This is a genomic window from Paraburkholderia susongensis, assembly GCF_900177725.1.
Taxonomy (GTDB): Bacteria; Pseudomonadota; Gammaproteobacteria; order Burkholderiales; family Burkholderiaceae; genus Paraburkholderia; species Paraburkholderia susongensis.
The window spans coordinates 322,160-345,800 of record NZ_FXAT01000007.1 but is presented as its reverse complement, the minus strand read 5'-3'; the positions used below and the strand labels follow the sequence as shown (position 1 = coordinate 345,800).

Here is a 23,641-nt window from a genome sequence, read left to right as displayed (position 1 = left end):
CGGCGGCACCCACGACGCGATCATCGCGCCGGATCACGGCCCTTTAGCGAAACGAAGTGCCGCGTGCCACGCCTAACGTTTTGTCGCGGTCACCAGTTGCAGCGGTGTCTCGATCAGCTTCGACAAGTCCCGCTGCTTGCGCCGCTCGGTCACCGCCTTCAGCGCAAAGTCGATGCCGAATACGGCCTGCCGGTCAGCGAACTGGTTCATCGTCGCGAGCACACGGCCGTCGGCGAGCAACGGCTTGATCGCATCGATCGCGTTGTAGCCGGTCACGTAGACGCCGCCGCTTCTGCCCGCGTCGCGAATCGCGTCGACCGCGCCCATCGCCATGTTGTCGTTGCCGCATAATAGCGCGCGAATCTGCGGATAGTCGTTGAGCATTTTCGCGGCCACGTCCCGGCCCTTGCCGTAATCCCAGTCGCCGGGCTCCACCGCGACGACCTTCACGCTCGCCGCCTCCATCGCGTCACGGCTGCCGGCGGTGCGCTGCTGCGAGTTGCTGCTGACCGCAATGCCTTCGATGATCCCAACCTCGTCACCGGGCTTCAGGCGCGCGGCGAGATATTCACCGACCTGCTTCGCGCCGTTGCGATTGTTCGGCCCGACGAACGGCACGGAGATGCCGGCGGCCGCCTGCGCCGCATCGTCGAGCGGATTGTCGATCGTAATCACGATGATGCCGGCCTTGATGCCGCGCGCGACGACCGCGGTCAGCGCCTTCGAGTCGGTCGGCGCGAGCACGATCGCGTTCATCTTCGCCTTGATCATCTCCTCGACCATGCGGATCTGCGCGGCGGTGTCGGTCTCCTTGACAGTGCCGCGAATGGTCAGGCTGAATTGCGACGCGAAGTGCTGCTGGTAATTGCGCGCGGCGTTGACCATCGCGACCGTGAACGGGTCCGACATCGCCTTCAGCACGAGCGCGATCTTCTGCTTCGTGCCGGGCAGCGTTTCGGCGCGCGCCTTGTCCGCAAAGATGGAAACAGCGGGAAGCCCCGCCACGGCCAGCGCGCCGGCGAGCAGCACACGGCGGCGCATGTTCTGCGTCATCAGTTATCTCCTTCGCAGCCGCACCGGCGGATCGCCGCGCCGCGTATCGATATGAACCGCCCGGGCCGTCGGCCTCGCCGGTATCGTTGCGTGCTCATGACTCGTCCTTCAGTGCCGCGAGGTGTGCGGCGATTTCATCGAACAGCGGCCGGCTGTCGATCTCTTCACTCAGGCAACGCGCCTTCAACGTGGCGAGTTGCGCAGCGACTTGTCCAGCGAGTTGTCCAGCAAAGCGCGGCTGCGCATCGAGCGCATCGCATCGTTCGAGCAGTTCTTCGAGCAGGCAGCCATAGGCGCGCACTTCGAGCCGCTGCAAAGCAATGCCGAGGCCGCGATCGCCGGCTGCATGGAACGACGCCGCGCCGAAGTCGCCGAGCAGCGCGCGCCCCGCGCCGCCATGCAGGATATTGTGCGCGTATAGATCGCCATGCATGACGCCACGCCGGTGCAGATGACTCGCGACATCCGCGATGCCGCTCGCGATTCCCAGCACGGCAGCGAGGTGGAAACGCGTGCCGTCGCGATAGACGTCACGCGTACAGGACGTCAAACTCGGCGGTCCCGCAAGATTGACGAAGCGCGGGTCGATCAGTTCCATGACAAGACCATGCGCGCCCGCCGGATGACCGGCCACCTTGCCGAGCACCGGGATCAGGTTCGCATGGTCGCCGCCGTGCAGGCAAGCGGCCATCTCGCAGTCGGGCAAACCGTCGCTCGTCACCGCGCCCTTGAACAGCTTGACGGCGACCGCGCGCGGCTCGCGCTCTTGCGCACCGTGCCGATCCGCGCGCAGCGTCGCGCGATAGATCACGCCCGATGCGCCCTCGCCCAATTGCTGTTCGAGCCTCAACGCGTCCCAGCGGATCTCGCGGATCGGCGCAGCGCTGAATGCCGCATCTTCGAGCGCCGCGCTGAACGGATTGCCCGCATACGCGAGCCACGCGAGTCGCGGCAGACGCAGCAGCCAGCGCGGCAGTTCATCGAAGCGGTTCGCCGCGAGCCGCAGCAGTTCGAGCCGCGAGCATGCGATCAGTTCCTCGGGCAACGCGCGCAGCCGGTTGCCGGCCAGCATCAGCTTCTGCAATTGCGTGCAGCGGCCAAGCTCCGCGGGCAGGCATTCGATCTCGTTGTCGGTCAGGATCAGCCAGCGCAACTGCGGCGGCAGCGCGCGGCCCGGCACTTCGCGGATGCGATTCGCCTTGAAGCCGATCATGCTCAATTGCGCGCATTCGCCGAGCACTTCGGGCAGCCTCGTGAACGGATTGTTGGACGCGAAGAGGATACGCAGGTTGCGCAGGCGCGGCAAATCGGCGGGCAACGCCGAAAGCGCGTTGCCCGAGAGGTCGAGCACTTCGAGCGTATCTGCGAGATCGAAAATCTCGCGCGGAAATTCGCTCAGGCCGCACGCCAGTTTGAGCTGACGCGCGCCCGCCAGTTGCCCGGCTCGCAGTTGTTCTAAAGTCGTGGTCACAGTCGTGGGGAAGAGATACGGGTAGCGCCGCGCGTCGTGCCGAAGGTGTCAATTCTACTGAGTCGCGGGCCGTCTGCGGTACAGTGACATGATCGCCGTGTTCCGCGCGGCCATCATGAACGCGAATCAGATAGCAATATCTGGAGCGTCTTCGGAGAACGCGAAGGGCACACTGCCTGATAGCAGCGCAGTTTTCTGTGCTGATTCGCGAAGCCGGCTTGCCAATTCACGCAGCCCCGCCTCGCGGCCCGAATACCTCCAACCCGTCAGGAGCCAGGCAAAATGACGTACGCATACAAGTTGATCGATTCGCCCGTCGGCCAATTGAAGCTCGTAGCCAAGGGCGAATGTCTCGCCGCGATTCTGTGGGAGAACGACAAGCCGAACCGGGTGCGCCTCGGCGAGATGAGCGAAGCGGGCGAGCATCCGGTGCTCGTCGAAACTGAGCGGCAATTGCGCGAGTATTTCGCGGGCACGCGCGACACCTTCGATCTGCCGCTCGACTTTCAGGGCACCGAGTTCCAGAAGAAAGTCTGGCACGCGCTGCTAACGATCCCGTTCGGCCAGACGCGCAGCTACACGGAAATCGCGCAGCAAATCGGCAACGTCAACGCGGTGCGCGCGGTGGGCGCGGCCAACGGCAAGAATCCGATTTCGATTATCGCGCCGTGTCATCGGGTGATCGGTGCATCGGGCGAGTTGACCGGATTCGCCGGCGGACTCGCGAACAAGATGCTGCTGCTCTCGCTCGAAGCGGGGCAAACTTCACTGGAAGCGGCGGCGGATACGGCCGCCGGTACACAAGTGCAAACGCCCGTGCAGGAGTCGGCGCAAGCAGCCAAAGACAGCGCGCACGCGAAACCTGCACGTCATGCGCCGAGCCGTGGAACGCAGGCGTCGCTGTTTGGAAACTGAGCGTACCTATGGGGAGCGGGCGGCCGGTCGTCTCCGGGTTTGCGAAGGGTTGCTGCCGGAGCCGCCCAACCTGAGCCGCCCGCGCCGACCGATACGCCGCGCCGCCTGAAACTCAGGCGAACCGGGATAAGCTGAACGCGGCCAGATCGACCGGCGAGCGGCCGCCACGCAGAAGCGCGGCCACGCATTCACCGACCGCCGGACCGATTCCGAATCCGTGACCGGAAAATCCCGAAGCGAGGAACAGTCCGGGATTATCAGGAAGCGCAGCGATGACGGGCATCGCATCGGGCGTCACGTCGATATAGCCGCCCCACGACTGAGCGATGCGCGCTCCCTTGAACACCGGAAAACTCTCCTGCAAACGCGTCCACGCCTGATCGATACCCTTCGCATAAGGAAGCGGATCCAGTACGCGGCAGCGTTCGAACGGCGATTCGCTGTGCGTGGCGAATCGTGTTGGAATCTTCCATTCGTCGATGAAGCGATCGCTGAGTCGAACCCGCACGATCGAACGATTTGCTATCCAGGGCCGGATGAATTTCCGCATCAGCCGGAAACTGTCCGGAACGAGTTCGGCTACCGAAGCGGAAAATTGCGAGACCGTGTATCCGCCGTCCGCGCGCTTGCGGCAAGTGAAGTCCTTGCCATTGATCGAAAGCGACAGGTTCGCGTCGAAGGGTTCGGTGCGCAGCACCGAGCCTCGCACCTTGAGTTGCGGAAACTCGATTCCATGGTTTCCGCAAAACAGTCTCGACCACGCGCCGGCAGCCACCAGCACATTCTGCGCGCGCACGAGCCCGCGCTCGGTGACGACACCGCTGACGTGGCCCGCGCTGCGCTCGATGCCACGCACCGCGCAATGCTCCAGCAGCGTGGCGCCCGCGTCTCGCGCAAGCGCGGCGATGCCCACCGTCGCCAGTTGCGGCTCGGCAACGCCGTCACTTGCGCTATACATCGCGCCGGTCCATGCCCGGCCCGATTCGGGAAGGCGTTGCCGCACCTCGCGCTGACTCAGGAATTCGGCACGCGCGCCGTATGACTTCGCGTTTTCGAGCCATCGCGTGTGCTCGAGCGCGTCCCGATCGTTTTCCTGCAGATAGAGCAAACCGTTCTGGCGATAGCCCACATCGACTTGCTGTTGAATCTCCTGCCAGCGGCGATTGGCGAGAAGCGCGAGCGGGACTTCGGGCAAGTCGCGCGAAAGCGTGCGCACCCATCCCCAGTTGCGCGACGACTGTTCACAGGCGAGCGTCCCTTTCTCGAACAGCGCGGTGCGCACGCCCGCCCTAGCCAGCCAGTAAGCCGTGCTCACGCCGATGATGCCGCCGCCCACGATGGCGACATCGACTGAATCAGGCGCACCCGCCATGGTTCTCATGATCATGTTTGTCTTGTAGCGATATCCGCCGAGGTTCAGGCGGGATGACCCAACGCGTCGCGCAGCCTATACCAGTTGATTGCCAGCGCCGCACCCACCTGACGCGCCGGAAAGAAAGGGATGCGCCGCAGCGGGGTGACCGGGAAGTCGAGGCTTTGGGCGGGCACGCCATTGACTGCGTCGGCCAGCACGCGGCCGAGCGCGGTCGCCATCGCCACGCCTCGGCCGCAGTAGCCGTAGGCGGTCCAGATGCCCGGCGCGAGTTCGTGAACACGCGGCAAATCGTCGATCGTCATGCCGACGCGACACGCCCAGCGATGCTCCCAGCGAACGCCCTCCAGTTGCGGAAAGCGTGCGAGGGCAGCCGTGCGTAACTGCTGCTCCGTCGCGGGATCGATGTGATCGGCGGCGCGGCCTCGTCCTCCGATCACGAAACGGCCGTCCGGATCGAGCCGGCAGTAGTAGGTGATCTTCCTCGTTTCCGAAATGCCGGCCCGGCGCGACATCAACGATTGCTGCAGCGACTCGGGCAGCGGTTCGGTGGCGATCTGCGCGCTCGCGACAGTCACATACGACTGAGCAACCGATGGCCAAAGCTGTCCCGTGTAGGCGTCGGTCGCCACGATCACGCGCGCGGCGCGCACGACATGATTGCCGACGCGCAGAATCGTTGCGCCGCGCTCTTCACTGATGCCGCTCACCGGCGAGTGCTCGTAGAACGCCACGCCGCGCCCGGCTGCCGCGTGCGCCAGTCCGCGCGTGAACGCGAGCGGATGAACGGCGCCCGCGCGGCGCTCCAGCAAGCCCGCCTGCCAGAACCGCGAGCCCGTGGCGGCAAACATGGCTTCGCCCGACAGATACTCGACATCGCCGCCATGCGCATTGATCTCGCGCGCCCTGTGTTCGAGGTACGTCACCGAAGCGGGCGAGAACGCGCCCTGAATCCAGCCTTGCCGCGTCGCCGCGCAGTCGATCCGAAGCTCCGAGACGAGATCGAACAGATAATCCGCGTTGCCGTAGCCGAAGCGGATCATGCGCCGGCCAACCTCATCGCCGAAGCGCTGGATCAATTTCGTAGGCGTCGGCTTGAACCCCGGCACGACCTGTCCGCCGTTGCGTCCGGACGCGCGGTGGCCGACTTCGAATGCCTCGAACAACGCCACCTGCCGGCCCGATTGAGCGAGATGGAGCGCCGACGACAAACCCGTGAAGCCGCCGCCGATGACGGCCACCTCGACGTCGATGGATTCATTGAGTGTCTGCGCGGGACTGCGCGCCACGGTCGTGCTGGACCACAAGGTCCCTGCCGGATCGAATGAATCGCGTTTCATGATGAAAGGGACTCGGTGTGAGTCACACGTTTGAGAAAGTCCCGCACGCGGTCGTTGCTCGGCTGTGTCAGCACGATGCGCGATGGACCTTGTTCCGCGATGCGCCCGCCGTCGAGGAACAGCACGCGATCCGATACGCTGCGCGCAAAGTCCATCTCATGTGTGACGACAACCATCGTCATGCCCTTGTCGGCAAGCGTGCGCATGACGGAGAGCACTTCGCCGACCAGTTCGGGGTCGAGCGCCGAAGTCGGCTCATCGAACAGGATGGCCTCCGGCTCCATGGCGAGCGCGCGCGCGATCGCCACGCGTTGCTGCTGGCCGCCCGACAGTTGCCTCGGGTAATGCTGCGTCTTCTCGGCGAGACCAACCGATGCAAGCAACTCCTTCGCGCGCGCCGATGCGCTCCGAACGTCGACACCCTTGACGTGCACCGGCCCCTCCATCACGTTTTCGAGCGCGGTGCGGTGTGGAAAGAGATTGAATCGCTGGAAAACCATCGAAACGCGTTGGCGTATCGTGTTGATCTGGCGGCTTCGCGCGTCGACGGGCACGCCGTCGATCGTGATGCGGCCGCCATCGTACTGCTCCAATCCGTTGATGCAGCGCAGGAGCGTCGATTTGCCGGAGCCGGACGGTCCGATGAGGCACACGACTTCGCCCTTGTTAATCTCCGCGTTGATGTCACGCAGCACGCAATGCTCGCCGAACGACTTGCTGAGATTTTCGATCTTGATCATTTTCCCTTCCCGAGACGTCGTTCCAATCTTCCGATGCCGTACATCATGGGCAAGCTCATCGCCAGGTAGATCAGCGCCACCAGGGTGAAGATCGTCGCGCTCTTGAATGTCGCCGCCGCGATCAGCTTGCTCTGCATGGACAGCTCGACCACGGTAATCACGGCCGTCTGGGACGAGTCCTTCAGCATCATGACGACGTTGTTGCCGTAGGGCGGCAACGCGATGCGGAGAGCTTGCGGCAACACCACGCGGCGCATCAGCTTCAGACGCGACATGCCCAGCGACTGCGCGGCCTCGTATTGCCCGCTATCCACGGCCTCGATGCCCGCGCGAAATACCTCGGCCATATACGAGGAATACGCGATCCCCAAGCCCAGTGCGCCCGCCTGAAACGCCGTCAGGCTCACACCGAACTCCGGCATGACGAAGTACATGTAGAACAGGATGACGATGATCGGCACGCCGCGCAGCAGATTGGTCAGCAGACGGCTGGCGTGCGCGCAGGCCGCGACGCCGCTGACTCGCAACAGCGCCCAGAACAGGCCGAGCAACGTGGCGATCACGAGCGCGGCGGCGGTAATGGCGATGGTGGTCAGCACGCCCTGCATGAGCACGGGCGCGAATTCGATTGCATCGCTTGTGAATGATTCGAACATCGGTATATCCCGCTTCGGAAGTCAGAGGATGTCGGTCAGTGCGTCACGTTCCACTTTTTCAGAATCGAATCGATCGTGCCGTCGGCCTTGAGCTTCGTGATCGCACTATCGAGCTGCGCGCGGCGGGCGTCATCGCCCTTGCGCACCGCAAGCGCGATATTGGTCGGCAAGGACGACTTGTAGCTGTCGACGTAGCGCACACCGCTCGCACCCGACGAATGCACCTGATAAGCGATGACCGGACCGTCTCCAATGGCTGCGTCGAGGCGATGCAGCGATACGTCGCGCACGAGATCGGCCATGGTGTCGTACATCTTCACGTCCTTGATGCCGGGCACGGCCTTCAGCGGATCGACATACAGCGTGCCGATCTGCACGCCTACCGTCTTGCCCTTCAGGTCGGACAGGCTTTTGTAGTCGGTCTTGTCGTCCGACGGCACGATCAGGGCTTCGCCGTATTCGATGACGATCTGCGTGAAGTCCACGACCTGCGCGCGTTGCGGCGTCTTCGCGAACGCAGACGAGATCAGATCGATCTTGTTGGTCTGAAGGGAGGGCACGAGCGACGCGAAGGGAATGGGCGTGACGTCCGTCTTGTAGCCGGCCTCCTTGCCGACGGCCTCGGCCACGTCGATCATCGCGCCGCGCAAGGTGTTGGTTTTCGGATCGAGGAAATTGAAGGGAACAGCCGTGGGCGTCGCGCCGACCCGCAAGGGTGCCGGCTCCGCGTGCGCGATCGAGAACGAAGTGGCGCACAGGATGCCCACCATCAACACATTCAGCCTTTTCAACATGGAAATCCCCTTTTTGGATATCGGCAAAGCGGCTTGAAGAACTCGGCAGCGGGTACGAAGCGAAGTGCTTATCGCTCCAAGTTGTATCGTATAGCGATACTATCGTATCGGCGAGTAATTGTTATAACTGGCTATTTTTTTGACGTCAATCTGATATTGACACCAAGTTACGCGGAGTTATAGGGGTTTACCCGCTAATTTTCGCTCAAGACGTTCCCGTTGCAGATGAAATCATCGCGCTAATTGTCGTATTGTGATTCAATAGCCAAATATCGAATTCAAATACGCTCTCACGATCATGAACACGAGCCGAGGCCAGCAATCGGCGAATACGCCGCCGGAAGACTCTTCGCTTTATGTGCAGTCCCTCGCGACCGGTATCTCGGTGCTTAGCGTGTTCGGTCCGGAAAATCGCGCGCTGAATCTTCCGGAGATCGCCGCGCTCGCGGGCATCTCCAAAAGCGCGACGCAACGCTTTGCATTCACGCTGGAAGCACTCGGACTGCTCGAGAAAGATCCGCTGACGAAGCGCTATTCGTTGTCGTCGCGCACGCTGGAAGTCGGCTGTCGCTATCTGGAGTCGCACCCATTGTTGAGCCGTGCGAATCCATTCCTGCTGGAGCTGAATCGCCATTCAGGGGAGACGGTCAACCTCGCTGAGCCCGCGGGCGCGGACATGATCTACATCGGGCGCTTTCCCAGTCCGATGCGTTTATTGGCGCACATGCCCGTCGGGCGGCGCATTCCTATGTACTGTTCGTCGGCGGGCCGCGCTTACCTGTCCGCACTCGGCGAGGAGGAGGCGCGCGATTACCTGCTCGCTTGCGATCGCGTCAAATACACGCCGACCACCATCACGGACATCGACGCGTTGATGGACGACATACGCCTGTCGCGTGAGCGGGGCTACGCGCACTGCAACGAAGAATACTTTCGTGGCGATCTCGCCCTTGCCGTTCCGATCTTCGATTCGAGTAATAAGGTCGTCGCCGCTTTGCAGATGTCCGTGCTCGTTGGCAAGTGGACGTTCAAGCGCGCGGTTACCCGTCTCATTCCGATGATGCAGGAGACCGCGCGCCTGATATCGACTGCCGCGCCGACGCCTCAGGCGCTCGCGCCGTTCACGAATATTCCGAAACAGAAGGGATAGACCGTTTCACCGGGGCTTCGGCGCTGAGCGATGGCCCGTGCTCTCGCACGTCGAATGACGGGTGAACGGCGGCGCGCGATTCATCTTGCGGCGTTGGCGGCGAATCCATCGCGCCGTCAACGCCGCGCGCCATCACGAACGCTTCGCCGACGCCTCCAGCAGCATCGAAGCCGCGGCCGTCGCCGCGACCTGGCAGCCGAGCACGATATGCTCCTCGGCCGTGTCTTCGATAAAGTCGTGGCTCACGCCGCCGATGCTCGGCACGAACATCATGCAGGCCGGCATGCAACGCGCGATCACCTGCGCGTCGTGCGCGGCGCCGCTCGGCATGCGCAGCCATTGCCCCGGCGCGAGCGCCTCGGCGGCTCGCGCAATATGTTCGGCGAGCGTGGCGTCCATGCTGACCGGTTCGATCGGCTCGTCGATCGTCTGCAATTCGACACTCACCGCGTTTTGCGCCGCGTTTTGCACATTGAAGTCGCGCACCAGTTCAGCCAGCCGCTGGTCCATCGCCTGCAGACGCGCGGTGTTCGCGTCGCGGAATTGCAGATACATGTCGGCTGCGCCCGGCACGACGCTCATCGAGCCCGGGTCGAGATTGATGCGGCCGACCGTCCAGACCGTGTCGGCGTCCGCAAGCTGTTTGAATGCATCGTTCATCCGCGCGATGAACGCGACGAGCGCCGCGCCCGCGTCGCGGCGAATCGCCATCGGCGTCGTGCCTGCATGATTGCGCTGGCCCGTGAAGCGCAGACGCGCTTCACGCAGCCCGACGATCGTCGTCACGACGCCGATCGATTTGCCGATCGCTTCGAGCCGGCCGCCCTGTTCGATATGCGGCTCGAGATAGGCGACCTGCCGCCCCGCTTCGAAACGTGCGCGTGGCCGGCCCGCGAGTCCGGCGGCTTTGAGCACGTCTTCGAGGCGCTCACCCTGGCGGTTCGTCGCGCCGCGAATCGATTCATCGACCGCATCGCCGACGAAGCTGCGGCTGCCGAGCAAGCCGGAGAAGGTGCCCTCTTCGTCGATCCACGACGCGACGTCCACCGCCAGGTGACGCGTGGCGTCGTTCTCCGCGAGTGCACGGGCGATCTCGAGCCCGTACATCACGCCCATCGCGCCGTCGAGCCAGCCGCCGGTCGGCTGGGTATCGGTATGCGAGCCGATCAGCAGCGCGGGGCCGCTGTTGCGCGAGCGCCCGAACACGGTCCCCACGCCGTCGATGCGCGCGTCGAGCCCCGCTTCGGTCATCCGCGCGGCCAGCCATTCGCGCGCCGCCAGATCCACCGGCGACAGCGAAAGCCGCACCACGCCAGGACCGGTCGCGCCGAAACTGCGCAGCCGTTTGAGGTCGCCCATCAGACGGTTCGGGTCGATCTTCACCACGTTGTTGTCTCCCGCAATCAATTTAGACAGCTTATTTCCAAAGCGTACGGCCGAAGAAGGTCAGCGTGCGATCCCACGCCTGCTGCGCCCACACCGGATCGTATTGCGTCTTCGCGATGCGGCCCGGCCCGACCGCCGTTTCGTTCGCGAACGAATGATGCGCGAGATAGCGATGGAACTCGACGTCGACCTTCGCATCGCCAAGCTTCTTCTCCAGCGCGTCGACCGTTTCGGCCGCGAAGAATTCGTCCTGCAAACCCCAGTGGCCCAGCACCGGCACCTTGATCTTCGATGCGTCGATATAGTCGAGCGGCGGGAAGCCATACCAGACGGCACCGGCTGCCAGTTCGGGCACATTGCACAACGCGAGCAGCGTGAGCGCGCCGCCCATGCAAAAGCCGGTCACGGCTACTTTCGCCGCGTGCTGCTTCAGATACTGGACCGCACCGCGCACGTCCTGCGTGGCGGCGTCGCCGAAATCGAGGCCGCTCATCAGATGGTGAGCTTCTTCCTCTTCCACCGTCGACTTGCCTCGATAAAGATCGGGCACGAGCGCGAGATAACCGGCCTGCGCAAGACGGTCGGCGACACCGCGAATCTGGTCGTTCAAGCCCCACCATTCCTGGATCACGACGATGGCGGGCGCGCCCTCCAGTTTCCGCGGCCTGGCAAGATAACCCTGGAGCTGCTGGCCGTCAGGGCGGCTGAAAGTAATCATCGAACCTGCTGGCTGTTTCATCGGTTGCTCCTCGAGTAGACGAAACCGCTAGCATAGCGCTGCCGTGAATTCTGTTCTATCGAGCACGCGCGGCGCTCACGCAACACGTTTCAGCAACACGCTTCAAGCTGGATTCATCAGGCGAATGCGCAATAACCGTGTTAATGAGGCGTCAACGTTTATCCCTGGCGCCGTCTTCTTCGCCGTAGTAGCACAGGCGCTCCGAGAGATCTCTCGCCGCCGCCTTCACACGTCCTACGAGGTCCTGGTCGACCATGGTCTTTTCGAGGAACGGACGCGCCACGGTCAGTGTGACGGCGGCCACGATCTGGCCGCCGCTGTCGCGCACCGGCGCGCTGATCACCGAAATACCCTGCTCGAACGACGACTCGCTGATCGCGCAGCCCTCGGCCGCATACGTCTGTGCGCGCTCGTAGATTTCCTTCGCGTTGCGCGGCGTATGCGGCGTATAGGTCGGCAGCATGGGCTCGGGAAAAAGCTCCGCGATATGCTGCTCGTCCAGATCGCCGAGCAGCACGTGGCCGTGTACCGACGCGTGCGCCGGAATACGCGTGCCCACATTCACCTTGATCGTGCTGAGTGTGTTGTCGTGCGTCCACGCCTTCGCGACGAAAACCACTTCTCTCCCATCGCGCACCACGAGATGGCTCGCGAAGCCCGTTTCGTCACGCAGACGCTCGATCACCGGCGTACCGACGTCGGTGATCGCGAGAGAGTTCAGGTATTCGAAGCCGAGCTTCATCACGCGCGGGCCGAGCCGGAAATCGCGGTCGCGATTTGCGCGTTCCAGGTAGCCGAGGGACTGCAGCGTCTGCACGAGGCGAATTGCCGTCGTACGTGGCAGGTTCAGACGCTGCGCGATGACATTGGGCGTGAGTACCGGGTCCTGATGGCAGAACAGTTCGAGAATACGCAGCCCTCGTTCAAGCGCGGGCACGAGATAGGTCTCGTCTGCGTCGGTGGCGGTCTCGTGGAGATCGGACATAAACCTGTCTAGTAGGAAGGCGGCGAATATGCGGCTCAGTCCTGTGTGGACCGCGCATCCTCGCGGCTGTGTGCGTCAAGCGCGGGCGATCGTACGGCGCGAGCCGATGCGTCGAGCGGCTCATCGTCGATTTCGATGCGCTTCACCTCGCCGAGCAGGAACGTATAAGCGAGCGCGCCGAGCACCGCAAACAGGCTGATAAGCCCAAGCGCCCAGCCGAACGAACCCGTTTCGCGCAGGATGAAGCCGATCGCAATCGGCGTAACGATACCAGAGAGGTTACCCGCGAAGTTCACCGCGCCACCCGTGATGCCGATCATGCTCTTCGGTGCGATGTCGCCGATCAGGGACCATGATGCCGATGCCACGCCCTGCGCAAAGAACGCGAACGACATGATGGCGATGACAACCGTATTGCTGTCGGTCAGAAGCGAAAGCGTCATGGTCGGCACGAGCAGCAAGCCCGTGATGATCGGCGTCTTGCGTGCGGCGCCGACGCTCGCGCCGCGGCGCAGCAGCCAGTCGGACAGCAAGCCGCCCGCCACCACGCCGATCGACGCCGCGACGAACGGGACCGCCGTCACGCCGCCCGCCTTGAGCACCGTCATGTGACGCTCGCTGATCAGGTAGCTGGGAAACCAGGTCAGGAAAAAATAAAGCGACGAAAGCGATGCGAACTTGCCCATGCAGATCGCGATGATCTGCCGGTTCGAGAACACCGTCGCAAGCTTGCGCCACGGAAATTTCTGCTTCTGCGCGCCGCTCGCCACCCGATGGGAACCGACGAGCGCGCCGCCTTCGCGAATGTACGCGAGTTCCGCCTCGCTCACCCATGAGCAAGCCTCGGGATCGCGGTAGAGCAAATACCACACACCAGACCAGATGATGCCGATTACGCCCGTCGCCCAGAAGATCGCGCGCCATCCGAAACTGTGCGCGATCCAGAACAACATCGGCGTGAACGCTGCCATGCCGATGTACTGCCCGACCAGATAAACGCTCGTCGCTGTGCCGCGCTCGCGCTGTGTGAACCAGATCGAGACGACGCGGTTGTTGACCGGAAAGGTCGGTGCCTCCGCTACGCCAACGCCCAGCCGCAGCCCGAAGATCGTCGCAAAGCGGCCGGCAAAGCCCTGAGCGACCGTGAATCCCGACCAGATCAGCACGGCGAGCGCGTACATCACGCGCGAGCCAAAGCGATCGACGACCCAGCCGCCAGGAATATTCGCGATCACGTACGTCCACGCGTAAGCGGAAAACAGCACGCCGATTTCCACAGGTCCGAGCCCGAATTCGTGCTTCAGCAAGGGGGCGGCCACGGAAAGATTCGCTCGGTCCACGTAGTTAATGACGGTTCCGACAAACACGAGGAACAGCATCAGGAATCGCACGCGGGTGGTTCGGACTGCGGGCACGGTGTCTCCTCCATGCAGGGAGTATCGAAAATTTGGTGATGTTTTGACCATATATGGTCACTAATTCCATGTGCGGCGATGCTAGAACGACAAACCGCTGTCGTCAAGCCACAACAGACAAATGTCTTTCTTGATTTGAAGTAAATGCCACCATTATTATTAACCCAATGTCGTCCACTGGACAACAAAAAAACCATATATGGTCAATTTCACTGGCTCGATAGCATGATGCGGCCTTTTTGTTCACGCCTCCACAATCAAAACATGAAGAGACAACTTCTTATCGCCGCTTGCGGCTTGCTGAGCATATCGCTGGCGCACGCGCAGAGTTCCGTCACGCTCTGGGGACAGGTCGATTCCGGCCTCACCTACATCAACAACAAGAAGGGAGGTTCATCCTTCGGCACCGCGTCGGGCATCGGCTCGCCCACGCGCTGGGGCTTCACGGGCAAGGAGAATCTCGGCAACGGCTACGCAGCCATCTTCACGCTCGAGAGCGGCTTCAACATCAACACCGGCAATCTCATCAAATCGAACACGCTATTCGACCGTAACGCCTACGTGGGTGTGGAAAGCCCGTACGGCACTCTCACGCTGGGGCGTCAGGCGGATTTGATGGACGATGTGGCGATCCGCTATTCGAACGCGTTCTGGAATCGCAACCTTTACGCGTTCCACGCAGGGAATCTCGACAGCCTCACCAACGGCTATCAGATTGAAAACGCCGTGAAATACCGAAGCCCGGACTTTTATGGCTTTCACGTGGGGGGCATGTACGGCTTCGCGGGCTCCGACGCAACCGGCCATACGGCGGGAGGCTACGCGACCTACGACAATGGTCCGCTTTCGGCCGGCGTTACATACATGACGACCAAGGGACGTGTGCTCGACATGTACACGTACTTCGGCTTCACGAGTTTCCTCGGCCAATCGCTTTCCTCGACGAAGACGTTCCAGTCGAACGAGGTGAACAACCTGGGCATCGGCGCGACGTGGAAGTTCAGCGACGCGCTGCTGGGCAACGCGCTTTATACGCGCACCGAGATCAAAGGCGCGAGCGCATCGACGTATATGCAGAACCAGGACGTTGGCCTGCTTTATCGTTTTACCGCCGCCGAGGCGGTCACGCTCAACTACACGTATTCAAAGATGGGCGGCGATCACTGGAACATGGTCGAAGTCGGCAATCTGTATTCGCTGTCGAAGCGCACGCAGGTTCAGGTGACGCTTACGTACCAGAAAGCGTCAGGCGAAGACGCGACGGCGACAACCTACCCGAACGGCAATTCGTCGACGCAAACGCAGGTGCTGGCCCATGTGGGGATCACTCACTCGTTCTGAGCGTGCCATATGCCTTATCCGCGCACAGAGTTCTGGGCAGCCAGGCGCGCAATCAGGCACTAGCTCGGCACCCGATTCATGCGTGTCGTGGTTACATTATTTGCCTATGAGGATTGCAACGCGTCCGGCTGACGTTGATGTGGCGATGGTCTTGTTACGTCGAAGCGCTAGCGTCATGCCGGAAGCGGGAAAGACATGGGCGAGGGTTGTGGTGATTCCGACCGTGTTACCAATAAGCGTGTCAGAACCGTTCGAGCACGCCGAATTGCACGCCCGCAACCGGCGCACCCGGATAGGCGACCGGCAGTCCAGTCACGTTGACGCCGCGCAGCGTGAAGCTCGCGTCGTCGTGGTTCGCGAGATAGGCGGCGCTGAAGTAAAGCAGCAGCGTACGCGACATGTTGTATTCGAACGCGGCGCTGAACTGGTCCGCGCTCGCGCCAGCGGTCGTGTAGTCGCGCACGTGCGCATAGCCGAGTGAAGCGCGCGCGTCGGCGGAAAAACTGTATTGAGCGGAGAGCGACCCACCCGCGCCGTGATAGACCGGCGTACCGCCGTCGCCATTGAAAAACGCGAGCCACACGCGCAGCTTGCCGAAGCCGTAGCTCGCGCCGCCGAGATTCGCGCGTAACGCGCCGGCGCCGTGTGTCTGCTGATGCGCGTACAGCAGATGCAGTTGGTCGAGCCGATAGGACGCCGTGACGTAGTAGCCGTCGATGCCGTTGCCGTCATCCTCGGACGGATCGCGCGTCGCCATCATGACGGTCGCGCTGAGGCCGGCGATTTGCGGCGACAGATACGTGAGCGCATTGTTCGCGTACGGCGTGATCTTCGACAGATTGTTGAGCCCCGATGCGATCGTACCGGCGCCGAATGCATCGAGATCGCCCTTGAACGGAATGTAGATCGGCGAGTACTGGCGGCCCATTCTTACTTCGCCCCACGCGCCGCTCGCGCCGATCCACGCCTGCCGGTTGAACATCGAGCCGGGCACCTGCAACGAGCCGTCGGTCGAGCCGAAGCCGTTTTCGAGCGTGAACACGATGGCGGTGCCGTCGCCGATCGGCTCCGCGCCATGCAAGCCCACGCGCGAGCCGCGATACGCGCCCGAATCCATGCGCGGCGTCCAGCCGGAGCCCGGGTCGGTGATTTCGATGCTGGTGTCGAAGACGCCGTATAGCGAGACGAAGCCCGCGTTCATGTCGGCGGCGGCCGCGTTGTGTGCGCATAGCAGCAGCGCGGTGGTGCTCATGAGCGCGATCGTGCTCATGCTCGCGATCGCGCGGCAAAGCCCCGCGGCCTCCCGTTGGCGCGACGGGATTGCAGAAGTCTTACGGGCTTTCTTGAGCAATGAAGCCGGAACGTGGTGCAGGATGAGGTCCTCCGCGGACACATCGATCGGGTGTACCGCGAGCGAACTTACCACGTTCGATCCGGCTCGGCAGCACGTGCATGCCCTGTGCTTCGTGAGCAGCCGCCGCGTGCGAGATTGCGGAGTGACCCGTTTGCGAGGCCTCGGCGCGATGTGGCTGGGTTCGTTGAAGCACGCGTTACCGGTGGGTTTTTCCAGTCACTCCTTGTTACGTTGATTTTCCCGGTCTCGTAAGCGTTGGCTATCCCATACACCGAGGTCTATTGCATGTTGAAGCATGGCGATGGTCAGCGATTCTCGCGCACACTCCTCTTTAACTCTGCGAAATACAATCCGAACTATCGCGGAAAAAGGATCAAATACTCCTTCCCCCTCAAAATATCTATCGCAATCAAAATCCCCTGGCATCACATTAAATTTCTCAAAAAATGCGATCATAAAAACTAGGGAGTCGTCACCTGCCACGCCAAGATCATCCTCAACGCGAGTGTTCAGACTTATCGGAAGCCTGGCAGGATACAAGAATTTCTTTCTGATAAATTCCACAAGTTCTGCAGAAATCTCTGGATCATCCATATTTAACTCGCTTGCGCATTAAACTTGAAAATATGATTTCTCACCTGATGATTCCCTCCGCAGTGCCTTCAACTCTAACCATATCCCCACAGCCATTCCAAAGAATCGCGAACAGTATTGATATCGGAGAACTCCGAAAGAACGATCACTCCGGGAAAGGTGGGACGCCAATATGACGTGATGTGAGCAGGCGATTCCAGGGTCGTGACACCGCGCCTGAAGGTACTGATCCGATGCCCCGCCCCAAAGCCAAGCCTTACCGTGCACGGCTTTTTTGCAGCTTCCGTGTCTCTTTTTCGCGCAACGAATAGTTTCGAATAAGGGCAAACCCGTATAATCGCCGAAGACGTCAGACAACTTGCGTTGCGCGAAGCCGCGAAAAAACCGCCCCGCGATCCGCCGCGCAGCGCCCACCCGAACCGCCTTCTGCCCGATCCGTGAATTCCACCGCCGCTGCTTCCGCCCTGCCGTTTCGCAACGCCCTCCTCGCGATGCTCGGCATCGGCCTCGTCAATATGCTGGTCGCGCTCGACCAGACCGTCGTCAGCACCGCACTGCCCTCCATCGTCGCCGAGCTGCATGGCTTCGAATATTTCGCGTGGATCGCAAGCGCGTACCTGCTCGCGTCGGTGGTGACGGTGCCGGTGTTCGGACGGCTCGGCGACTACTTCGGCCGCAAGCGCTTCGTGATCGCCGCGGTCATCACGTTCACGATCGCCTCGGTGCTCTGCGGGCTCGCCAACGACATGCTGTTTCTCGTCATCGCGCGCGGGCTGCAAGGCATCGGCGGCGGGATGATGGTCGGCACCGCGTTCGCGTCGATCCCCGATCTGTTCCCCGATCCGCGCACCCGCGTTCGCTGGCAGGTCGTGCTGGCCGCCGCGTACGGCATCGGCACGGCAGCGGGGCCATCGCTCGGCGGCTGGATGAGCGAACACCTCGGCTGGCGCTCCACGTTTCTCGTCAACCTGCCGGTCGGCGCGGCGGCGCTCTATTTCATCTGGGCGCATCTGCCTAGCTTCCGGCGTGCGCAGCAGGACGAAGTGAAAATCGACTGGCTCGGCGCGGCGCTCGTCGCGGGTGTGCTCGGCGGCTTGCAGGCCTTCATCGAAGCGGTGCCGAAGAGCGGTCTGAGCGCGGGAAATCTGGTGCTCGGCGCCTGCGTGATCGCCGGCGCCATTGCGCTGCTGATCTGCGAGAAACGCGCGACGCATCCGATCATTCCGCTCGATCTGTTCAAGGACGCGCAGCTCGTCACACTGTTCACGCTCGGCATGCTGTCCGGCTTCGTGATGTTCTCGCTGATCTTCTTCGCGCCGCTGCTGCTGCAAGGCGGCTTCGGGCTGTCGCCGCAACAGGCCGGCCTGCTCGCGACGCCGATCGCCGCGTGCATCGCGCTCGGCAGTCTGCTGAACACGCGCATCGTGATTCACATGAAGAAGCCCACGCGAATTCTCTCGATCGGTTTCGCACTGCTGATGTTCGCGTCGATCGCGCTGGCGTTCGCGAATCCCGATACGCCGCACGTGCGGATCGTCCTGCCGATGGCGGCGGTCGGCATCGGGCTCGGTTTCATCCTCAACAATCTGAACGTGTTCGCCCAGGAGATTGCCGGGCGCGAACGCTTCGGCATCACGACGGCGCTGCTGCAATCGACGCGCATGGTCGGCGGCATGCTCGGCACGAGCATCGTCGCGACCGTGGTCTCGCATCACTACCGCAACGTCGTCACGCGCACGATGAGCGTGCTCGGCGAACCAGCCGCATCGCAATGGCGGCCGCGCTTCGTCGATCTGCGCATTCTGATCGACGAGGCATCGCGCACCCGGTTGATCGCGGATATGAAATCGTCGGGGCTCGACACGCTTGCGCTGATCGACACGGCGCGCGATGCGCTCGTGCAGTCGATTCATCTCGGCGTGTGGCTGACGGCGGTGGCCTCGCTCGCGGCCGCGCTGCTCGTTCAGCGGATTTCGCACGTGGTGTTCCGGCGCGGTTGAGTGCGGAAAGTGCGAGCGGCTGCGCGGTTTCCCGCGCAGCCGCTCTTTTTACATCTTCAAACTCTGCGTCGAGTTCGGCTCGACCCAACTCAGCGCACGAGGCACGGGCGCTTGTTATCGAACTTCCAGTTCGGAATCAGATACTGCATCGCCACGCCGTCGTCGCGCGCGCCGAGGCCGTGCTGCTGGTACAGCGCATGCGCCTTGTCGAGTTCATCCATGTCCAGCTCGACGCCGAGGCCGGGCTTTTGCGGCACCTTGACCTTGCCGCCGACGATCTGCAACGGCTCGCGCGTCAGGTACTGACCGTCCTGCCAGATCCAGTGCGTGTCGATCGCGGTGATCTTGCCGGGCGCCGCTGCCGCGACGTGCGTGAACATCGCGAGCGAAATGTCGAAGTGGTTGTTCGAATGCGAGCCCCACGTGAGGCCCCAGTCGTTGCACATCTGCGCGACGCGCACTGAGCCCTGCATGGTCCAGAAATGCGGATCGGCAAGCGGAATGTCGACCGACTGCAACTGGATCGCGTGACCCATCTGGCGCCAGTCGGTCGCGATCATGTTGGTCGCCGTCGGCAGGCCGGTCGCGCGGCGGAATTCGGCCATCACTTCGCGGCCCGAGTAGCCGTTTTCCGCGCCGCACGGATCTTCCGCGTAGGCAAGCACATCATGCTTGTCGCGGCACAGGCGCACCGCTTCCGCGAGCGACCACGCGCCGTTCGGATCGAGCGTCACGCGCGCCGCGGGGAAGCGCTCGGCAAGCGCGGTCACCGCTTCGATTTCGGCATCGCCTTGCAGCACGCCGCCCTTCAGCTTGAAGTCGTTGAAGCCGTAGCGCGCGTGCGCGGCCTCGGCGAGACGCACGACCGCTTCCGGCGTCATCGCCTCTTCGGTGCGCAGGCGCTCCCAGTCGTCACGGCCATCGGCGCCGCTCGCGTACGGCAAGTCCGTCCTGTTGCGATCGCCGATATAGAACAGGTAGCCGAGCATTTCCACTTCGTCGCGCTGCTGGCCTTCGCCGAGCAGCGCCGCAACCGGCACGCCGAGATGCTGGCCGAGCAGATCGAGCAGCGCCGCTTCGAGCGCGGTCACCGCGTGAATCGTGGTGCGCAGATCGAAGGTCTGCAGACCGCGCCCGCCCGCGTCGCGATCGGCGAACTGCGTGCGCACCTTGTTCAGAATCGCCTGCAGATTGCCGATCGACTGACCGACGACGAACGGCCGCGCGTCGTCGATGGTCTTGCGGATGTTCTCGCCGCCCGGCACTTCGCCGACGCCGGTATGCCCCGAGCTGTCGCGCAGAATCACGACGTTGCGCGTGAAGAACGGACCATGCGCGCCGCTCAGATTCATCAGCATGCTGTCGCGGCCGGCGACGGGCACGACGCGCAGCTCGGTGACGACCGGCGTGGCGTTCGATTCAGAAGGTTTCGTGGACATGGGAAAAGCACCTGTTTGATGAAATGAGCCGGCCCGTGGAGGGCATCGCGAACTGCGCGTGCGTTCGAGCGGGCCGGATGAAAATGGATTGAATGCGTGGCCAGGCGCGCGACGGCCGGCATGCGCGTCAGTGTAGTCACTGTACGTCACGGTGCAACGGCTCCGGCAACGGCTCGCGGCTGCCGGGCTTGTTGCGCGTGAAGAAACCCGCCGCCGCCGCGAGCAGCGACGCGACGCCGAGACCATAGAGGCCGCCCGTGATCGACCCGGTATGCTGCTGCAGATAACCGAACGTGGCCGGCGCGAAGAAGCCGCCGAGATTGCCGATCGAGTTGATCAAGGCAAGCACGCCAGCGGCGACGCGCGCGTCGAGGTAGCCCTGCGGAATCGGCCAGAACAGCGACGACGCGGCCTTGAAGCCGATCGCCGAAAAGCAGATCGCAACGAACGAGAACACCGCATTGCCCGAGGTCGACGCAAACAACCCCGCCGCCGCGATTACCAGCGCGACCGCGAGCCAGCCCTGCTGGAAGCGCCATTTCGCCGACACCACCGCGAAGCCGTACATCGCGACCATCGAGATCAGCCACGGAATCGCGTTGAACATGCCGACCTCGAAATCGGAGAGGCCGCCCATCTTGCGGATGATGGTCGGCAGCCAGAACGTGGCCGCGTAGATCGTCAACTGGATCGCGAAGTAGAGGAAGCAGAACAGCACGATCTGCGGATCCTTCAGCAGCTTCATGGCCGGCAGATGCGCGCCGCCCTGCGCTTCGCGCTCGGCCTGCTCCGCCGCGATCGACTTTGCGAGCACGCTCTGCTCTTCAGCGGTGAGCCAGTGCGCGTCGCGAATGTGCGACTTCAGCATCATCCAGCTCACGCCGCACAGCACGATCGAAAACGCGCCTTCGATGAGGAACATCCACTGCCAGCCTTGCAGGCCAAAGCCACGAATCGACAGCAGCGAACCGGTGATCGGACCGGACAGCACCGACGCGAGCGCCGAGCCGGACAAAAAGATCGCCACTGCCTTGCCGCGCTCTTTCTGCGGCAGCCATTGCGTGAAGTAATAGACGACGCCGGGGAAGAAGCCCGCTTCGGCGACGCCGAGCAGGAAACGCAGCACGTAGAACGACGTGTCGTTCCACACGAACGCCATCGCGCCCGCGACGAGCCCCCACGTGCCCATGATGCGCGTGAGCCATGCGCGCGCGCCGTACTTCTGCATCAGCACGTTCGACGGCACTTCGAAGAGCGCATAGCCGATGAAGAACAGACCGCTGCCGAGCCCGTAAGCCGCGGCGCCGATGCCGAGATCCGTCTTCATGTGCGCGTTGACGAAGCCGATGTTCACGCGGTCGATATAGTTCGCGATGAACATGATCAGAAAGAGCGGCAGCACGTTCCGCTTGACTTTCGAAACCGCCGATTCCAGCGGATCAAGCGCAGTGGTGAGAGCAGATGCCAAAATTGTCTCCAGGGCCGGCCGAGGTGGCCTGATCGAACGCAACGCGGCGTATCGAGGCGGGGTGCATGGCCTCACGGCGCACGCGGTATGTTGTACGACGACAGTCTACTCTTGTATTTTTGAGAAATCCAATCGGGTGTTTACCCTGAATTATCCCGCAGAATATAGACCTCACTGACACGCAGCAGAGATCAAAAGAGCCAATTTCATTTGAACTAGGACGTCTGATGACTATAATTCTTCGTGGATGAAGCGAGCAAATGACCGGCACGGCAGCAGCCCATTCCATAACCAGAAGCAGTCCAGCGCACCGGCGCCAACGAACGCACGAGAATCGAGTAAAGTCCTGTGCAATACTTTGCTGAAAATCAGTCGACAAGCCACAAAAATGAGCAGCCTAACTGAGAAGGTGGTGGCCACCCTTTCCGATGAAATCCGTCGCGGCGCCCTGAGGCCCGGCGATCGCATTCCCACCGAAGTCGCGATGATGAAGCAGCTCTCCGTCAGCCGCTCCGTGGTTCGCGAAGCGATTTCGCGTCTGCAGGCGGCCAGGGTCGTCGAGACGCGGCACGGTATCGGCACGTTCGTGCTCGCGCAGGCCGCCGAAAAGCCGATGCAGTTGCCCGCCGCCGACCTCTCCAGCATGCTGGACGTGATGGCGATCATCGAATTCCGTATCGACGTGGAAGCCGCCGCGGCCGCGCTCGCCGCGTCGCGACGCACCGAGCAGCATCTCAAGCAGATTCGCACCGCGCTCGGCCGCTTCGAGTCCGAACTCGAACGCGGCAGTACCGACACGCTCGCGCACGACATCGAGTTCCATCTGCAGATCGCGCGCGCGAGCGGCAACCGCTATTTCTTCGACGTGCTGAGCCAGCTCGGCCGCTCGGTCAGTCCGCGCACGCGGCTCGGTTCCGCCGAGATCGCGGAGCTCGACCATATCGAGGTGTTGCGTAACGTGCTCAGCGAGCACCTGATGATCTATCGCGCGATCGAGCGTCAGGATGCCGACGACGCGCGCGCCGCGATGCGCATGCATCTGAGCAATAGCCGCGAGCGGCTGCGCCGCGCGCATGAGCTGACGAAGGCGGGAGCCTGACGAGGTTCGCGGCGGATCGTTCGCTCACTCCCCCACATCCAGGTCCATCAACGCCGAACTCAGCGATTTGCCGTGCGCGTCGAGCGCGAGCGAACGCGTGACGCCGCCGCCGAGCGCATCGCCGAGCACGAAGTTGAACGCGGCAAGGCCGGGCAACTCATGGCGCACGACGTCGCCGCGCACCACGTCGCGCAGATGCGCCTTGACCCGCTCGGGCGTCAGCACATCACGCAGCCGCTCGTAATGCCGCGCGTCATGGCAAATCACCGAGATATTGAGCGTGTTGCCCTTGTCACCGGTGCGCGAATGAGCCAGTTCACGTAGTTTCAT

General features: G+C 62.7%; 21 protein-coding genes. 5 read left to right on the top strand and 16 right to left on the bottom strand.

Features of this window, described 5'->3' with window-relative positions; all coding sequences use genetic code 11:
* Positions 1 to 72 precede the first annotated feature (72 nt).
* Both B9Z01_RS22410 and B9Z01_RS22405 read right to left on the bottom strand, forming a co-directional pair.
* A complete protein-coding gene (locus B9Z01_RS22410) occupies positions 73 to 1,053 on the bottom strand; it encodes a substrate-binding domain-containing protein (RefSeq protein WP_085487079.1) in 981 nt (326 codons plus the stop codon).
* A gap of 94 nt (positions 1,054 to 1,147) precedes the next feature.
* Complete coding sequence (locus tag B9Z01_RS22405; protein WP_085487077.1) at positions 1,148 to 2,524, bottom strand: leucine-rich repeat-containing protein kinase family protein; 1,377 nt, start codon at positions 2,522 to 2,524, stop codon at positions 1,148 to 1,150.
* A 282-nt stretch (positions 2,525 to 2,806) separates the two neighbouring features.
* Here B9Z01_RS22405 and B9Z01_RS22400 point away from each other — a divergent pair, with 282 nt between their 5' ends.
* The gene (locus B9Z01_RS22400; protein WP_085487075.1) at positions 2,807 to 3,439 is read left to right on the top strand and encodes a methylated-DNA--[protein]-cysteine S-methyltransferase; all 633 of its coding nucleotides are present in this window, start codon (positions 2,807 to 2,809) and stop codon (positions 3,437 to 3,439) included.
* A gap of 112 nt (positions 3,440 to 3,551) precedes the next feature.
* Here the strand turns inward: B9Z01_RS22400 and B9Z01_RS22395 are convergent, their stop codons facing one another.
* From B9Z01_RS22395 to B9Z01_RS22375, 5 genes are all read right to left on the bottom strand, one after another.
* A complete protein-coding gene (locus B9Z01_RS22395) occupies positions 3,552 to 4,826 on the bottom strand; it encodes an NAD(P)/FAD-dependent oxidoreductase (protein WP_244196123.1) in 1,275 nt (424 codons plus the stop codon).
* A gap of 29 nt (positions 4,827 to 4,855) precedes the next feature.
* Positions 4,856 to 6,151, bottom strand: coding sequence for an NAD(P)/FAD-dependent oxidoreductase (locus tag B9Z01_RS22390; RefSeq protein WP_085487073.1), 1,296 nt, complete (start codon positions 6,149 to 6,151; stop codon positions 4,856 to 4,858).
* Entirely contained in the window at positions 6,148 to 6,891 is a 744-nt protein-coding gene (locus B9Z01_RS22385) for an amino acid ABC transporter ATP-binding protein (RefSeq protein ID WP_085487071.1), read from the bottom strand. The genes B9Z01_RS22390 and B9Z01_RS22385 overlap by 4 nt, the downstream gene beginning before the upstream one ends.
* Positions 6,888 to 7,499 (bottom strand): amino acid ABC transporter permease, encoded by a 612-nt coding sequence (locus B9Z01_RS22380; protein WP_244196122.1) that lies wholly within the window; start codon positions 7,497 to 7,499, stop codon positions 6,888 to 6,890. The genes B9Z01_RS22385 and B9Z01_RS22380 overlap by 4 nt, the downstream gene beginning before the upstream one ends.
* Positions 7,500 to 7,582: 83 nt before the next feature.
* On the bottom strand, positions 7,583 to 8,341 hold the full coding sequence (locus tag B9Z01_RS22375; RefSeq protein ID WP_085487067.1) for a substrate-binding periplasmic protein: 759 nt from the start codon (positions 8,339 to 8,341) through the stop codon (positions 7,583 to 7,585).
* 298 nt (positions 8,342 to 8,639) lie between these two features.
* On the opposite strand from B9Z01_RS22375, the gene B9Z01_RS22370 reads away from it, so the two are divergent.
* Positions 8,640 to 9,491 carry an IclR family transcriptional regulator gene (locus B9Z01_RS22370; RefSeq protein ID WP_085487065.1) on the top strand — a complete coding sequence of 284 codons (852 nt, stop codon included), beginning with the start codon at positions 8,640 to 8,642 and terminating at the stop codon, positions 9,489 to 9,491.
* Between the two features lie 132 nt (positions 9,492 to 9,623).
* Here B9Z01_RS22370 and B9Z01_RS22365 read toward each other — a convergent pair whose 3' ends face one another.
* From B9Z01_RS22365 to B9Z01_RS22350, 4 genes are all read right to left on the bottom strand, one after another.
* Positions 9,624 to 10,877, bottom strand: coding sequence for a Zn-dependent hydrolase (locus B9Z01_RS22365; RefSeq protein WP_085487159.1), 1,254 nt, complete (start codon positions 10,875 to 10,877; stop codon positions 9,624 to 9,626).
* 31 nt (positions 10,878 to 10,908) lie between these two features.
* Complete coding sequence (locus tag B9Z01_RS22360) at positions 10,909 to 11,616, bottom strand: dienelactone hydrolase family protein (RefSeq protein ID WP_085487063.1); 708 nt, start codon at positions 11,614 to 11,616, stop codon at positions 10,909 to 10,911.
* A 151-nt stretch (positions 11,617 to 11,767) separates the two neighbouring features.
* Positions 11,768 to 12,601, bottom strand: coding sequence for an IclR family transcriptional regulator (locus B9Z01_RS22355; RefSeq protein WP_085487061.1), 834 nt, complete (start codon positions 12,599 to 12,601; stop codon positions 11,768 to 11,770).
* A 35-nt stretch (positions 12,602 to 12,636) separates the two neighbouring features.
* Positions 12,637 to 13,980, bottom strand: a complete 1,344-nt coding sequence (locus B9Z01_RS22350) for an MFS transporter (RefSeq protein WP_085487157.1) — start codon at positions 13,978 to 13,980, stop codon at positions 12,637 to 12,639.
* Between the two features lie 300 nt (positions 13,981 to 14,280).
* Between B9Z01_RS22350 and B9Z01_RS22345 the strand changes: the two genes are divergently transcribed.
* Entirely contained in the window at positions 14,281 to 15,357 is a 1,077-nt protein-coding gene (locus B9Z01_RS22345; RefSeq protein WP_143809029.1) for a porin, read from the top strand.
* A gap of 241 nt (positions 15,358 to 15,598) precedes the next feature.
* Here B9Z01_RS22345 and B9Z01_RS22340 read toward each other — a convergent pair whose 3' ends face one another.
* A complete protein-coding gene (locus B9Z01_RS22340; RefSeq protein WP_420814711.1) occupies positions 15,599 to 16,609 on the bottom strand; it encodes a porin in 1,011 nt (336 codons plus the stop codon).
* A 318-nt stretch (positions 16,610 to 16,927) separates the two neighbouring features.
* The gene (locus B9Z01_RS22335) at positions 16,928 to 17,305 is read right to left on the bottom strand and encodes a DUF1493 family protein (RefSeq protein WP_085487057.1); all 378 of its coding nucleotides are present in this window, start codon (positions 17,303 to 17,305) and stop codon (positions 16,928 to 16,930) included.
* A gap of 491 nt (positions 17,306 to 17,796) precedes the next feature.
* Between B9Z01_RS22335 and B9Z01_RS22330 the strand changes: the two genes are divergently transcribed.
* Positions 17,797 to 19,305, top strand: coding sequence for an MFS transporter (locus B9Z01_RS22330; protein ID WP_085487152.1), 1,509 nt, complete (start codon positions 17,797 to 17,799; stop codon positions 19,303 to 19,305).
* Positions 19,306 to 19,394: 89 nt separating this feature from the next.
* Here B9Z01_RS22330 and gudD read toward each other — a convergent pair whose 3' ends face one another.
* Positions 19,395 to 20,744 (bottom strand): glucarate dehydratase, encoded by a 1,350-nt coding sequence (gene gudD, locus B9Z01_RS22325; RefSeq protein ID WP_085487055.1) that lies wholly within the window; start codon positions 20,742 to 20,744, stop codon positions 19,395 to 19,397.
* A gap of 136 nt (positions 20,745 to 20,880) precedes the next feature.
* On the bottom strand, positions 20,881 to 22,212 hold the full coding sequence (locus tag B9Z01_RS22320) for an MFS transporter (protein WP_085487053.1): 1,332 nt from the start codon (positions 22,210 to 22,212) through the stop codon (positions 20,881 to 20,883).
* Between the two features lie 388 nt (positions 22,213 to 22,600).
* On the opposite strand from B9Z01_RS22320, the gene B9Z01_RS22315 reads away from it, so the two are divergent.
* On the top strand, positions 22,601 to 23,311 hold the full coding sequence (locus B9Z01_RS22315) for a FadR/GntR family transcriptional regulator (RefSeq protein ID WP_085487051.1): 711 nt from the start codon (positions 22,601 to 22,603) through the stop codon (positions 23,309 to 23,311).
* Positions 23,312 to 23,335: 24 nt separating this feature from the next.
* Here the strand turns inward: B9Z01_RS22315 and B9Z01_RS22310 are convergent, their stop codons facing one another.
* Positions 23,336 to 23,641 carry an AtuA-related protein gene (locus B9Z01_RS22310; RefSeq protein WP_085487049.1) on the bottom strand — a complete coding sequence of 102 codons (306 nt, stop codon included), beginning with the start codon at positions 23,639 to 23,641 and terminating at the stop codon, positions 23,336 to 23,338.

Excerpts from the sequence above, each read along its gene's own strand:
- B9Z01_RS22310 (WP_085487049.1), bottom strand. The coding sequence starts at position 23,641 with ATGAAACTACGTGAACTGGCTCATTCGCGCACCGGTGACAAGGGCAAC.
- B9Z01_RS22350 (WP_085487157.1), bottom strand. The coding sequence starts at position 13,980 with ATGCTGTTCCTCGTGTTTGTCGGAACCGTCATTAACTACGTGGACCGA.
- B9Z01_RS22370 (WP_085487065.1), top strand. The coding sequence starts at position 8,640 with ATGAACACGAGCCGAGGCCAGCAATCGGCGAATACGCCGCCGGAAGAC.
- B9Z01_RS22385 (WP_085487071.1), bottom strand. The coding sequence starts at position 6,891 with ATGATCAAGATCGAAAATCTCAGCAAGTCGTTCGGCGAGCATTGCGTG.
- B9Z01_RS22335 (WP_085487057.1), bottom strand. The coding sequence starts at position 17,305 with ATGGATGATCCAGAGATTTCTGCAGAACTTGTGGAATTTATCAGAAAG.
- B9Z01_RS22375 (WP_085487067.1), bottom strand. The coding sequence starts at position 8,341 with ATGTTGAAAAGGCTGAATGTGTTGATGGTGGGCATCCTGTGCGCCACT.
- B9Z01_RS22410 (WP_085487079.1), bottom strand. The coding sequence starts at position 1,053 with ATGACGCAGAACATGCGCCGCCGTGTGCTGCTCGCCGGCGCGCTGGCC.
- B9Z01_RS22340 (WP_420814711.1), bottom strand. The coding sequence starts at position 16,609 with ATGAGCACCACCGCGCTGCTGCTATGCGCACACAACGCGGCCGCCGCC.
- B9Z01_RS22315 (WP_085487051.1), top strand. The coding sequence starts at position 22,601 with ATGAGCAGCCTAACTGAGAAGGTGGTGGCCACCCTTTCCGATGAAATC.
- gudD (WP_085487055.1), bottom strand. The coding sequence starts at position 20,744 with ATGTCCACGAAACCTTCTGAATCGAACGCCACGCCGGTCGTCACCGAG.
- B9Z01_RS22390 (WP_085487073.1), bottom strand. The coding sequence starts at position 6,151 with ATGAAACGCGATTCATTCGATCCGGCAGGGACCTTGTGGTCCAGCACG.
- B9Z01_RS22360 (WP_085487063.1), bottom strand. The coding sequence starts at position 11,616 with ATGAAACAGCCAGCAGGTTCGATGATTACTTTCAGCCGCCCTGACGGC.
- B9Z01_RS22355 (WP_085487061.1), bottom strand. The coding sequence starts at position 12,601 with ATGTCCGATCTCCACGAGACCGCCACCGACGCAGACGAGACCTATCTC.
- B9Z01_RS22330 (WP_085487152.1), top strand. The coding sequence starts at position 17,797 with ATGCTCGGCATCGGCCTCGTCAATATGCTGGTCGCGCTCGACCAGACC.
- B9Z01_RS22400 (WP_085487075.1), top strand. The coding sequence starts at position 2,807 with ATGACGTACGCATACAAGTTGATCGATTCGCCCGTCGGCCAATTGAAG.
- B9Z01_RS22395 (WP_244196123.1), bottom strand. The coding sequence starts at position 4,826 with ATGATCATGAGAACCATGGCGGGTGCGCCTGATTCAGTCGATGTCGCC.
- B9Z01_RS22380 (WP_244196122.1), bottom strand. The coding sequence starts at position 7,499 with ATGCAGGGCGTGCTGACCACCATCGCCATTACCGCCGCCGCGCTCGTG.
- B9Z01_RS22345 (WP_143809029.1), top strand. The coding sequence starts at position 14,281 with ATGAAGAGACAACTTCTTATCGCCGCTTGCGGCTTGCTGAGCATATCG.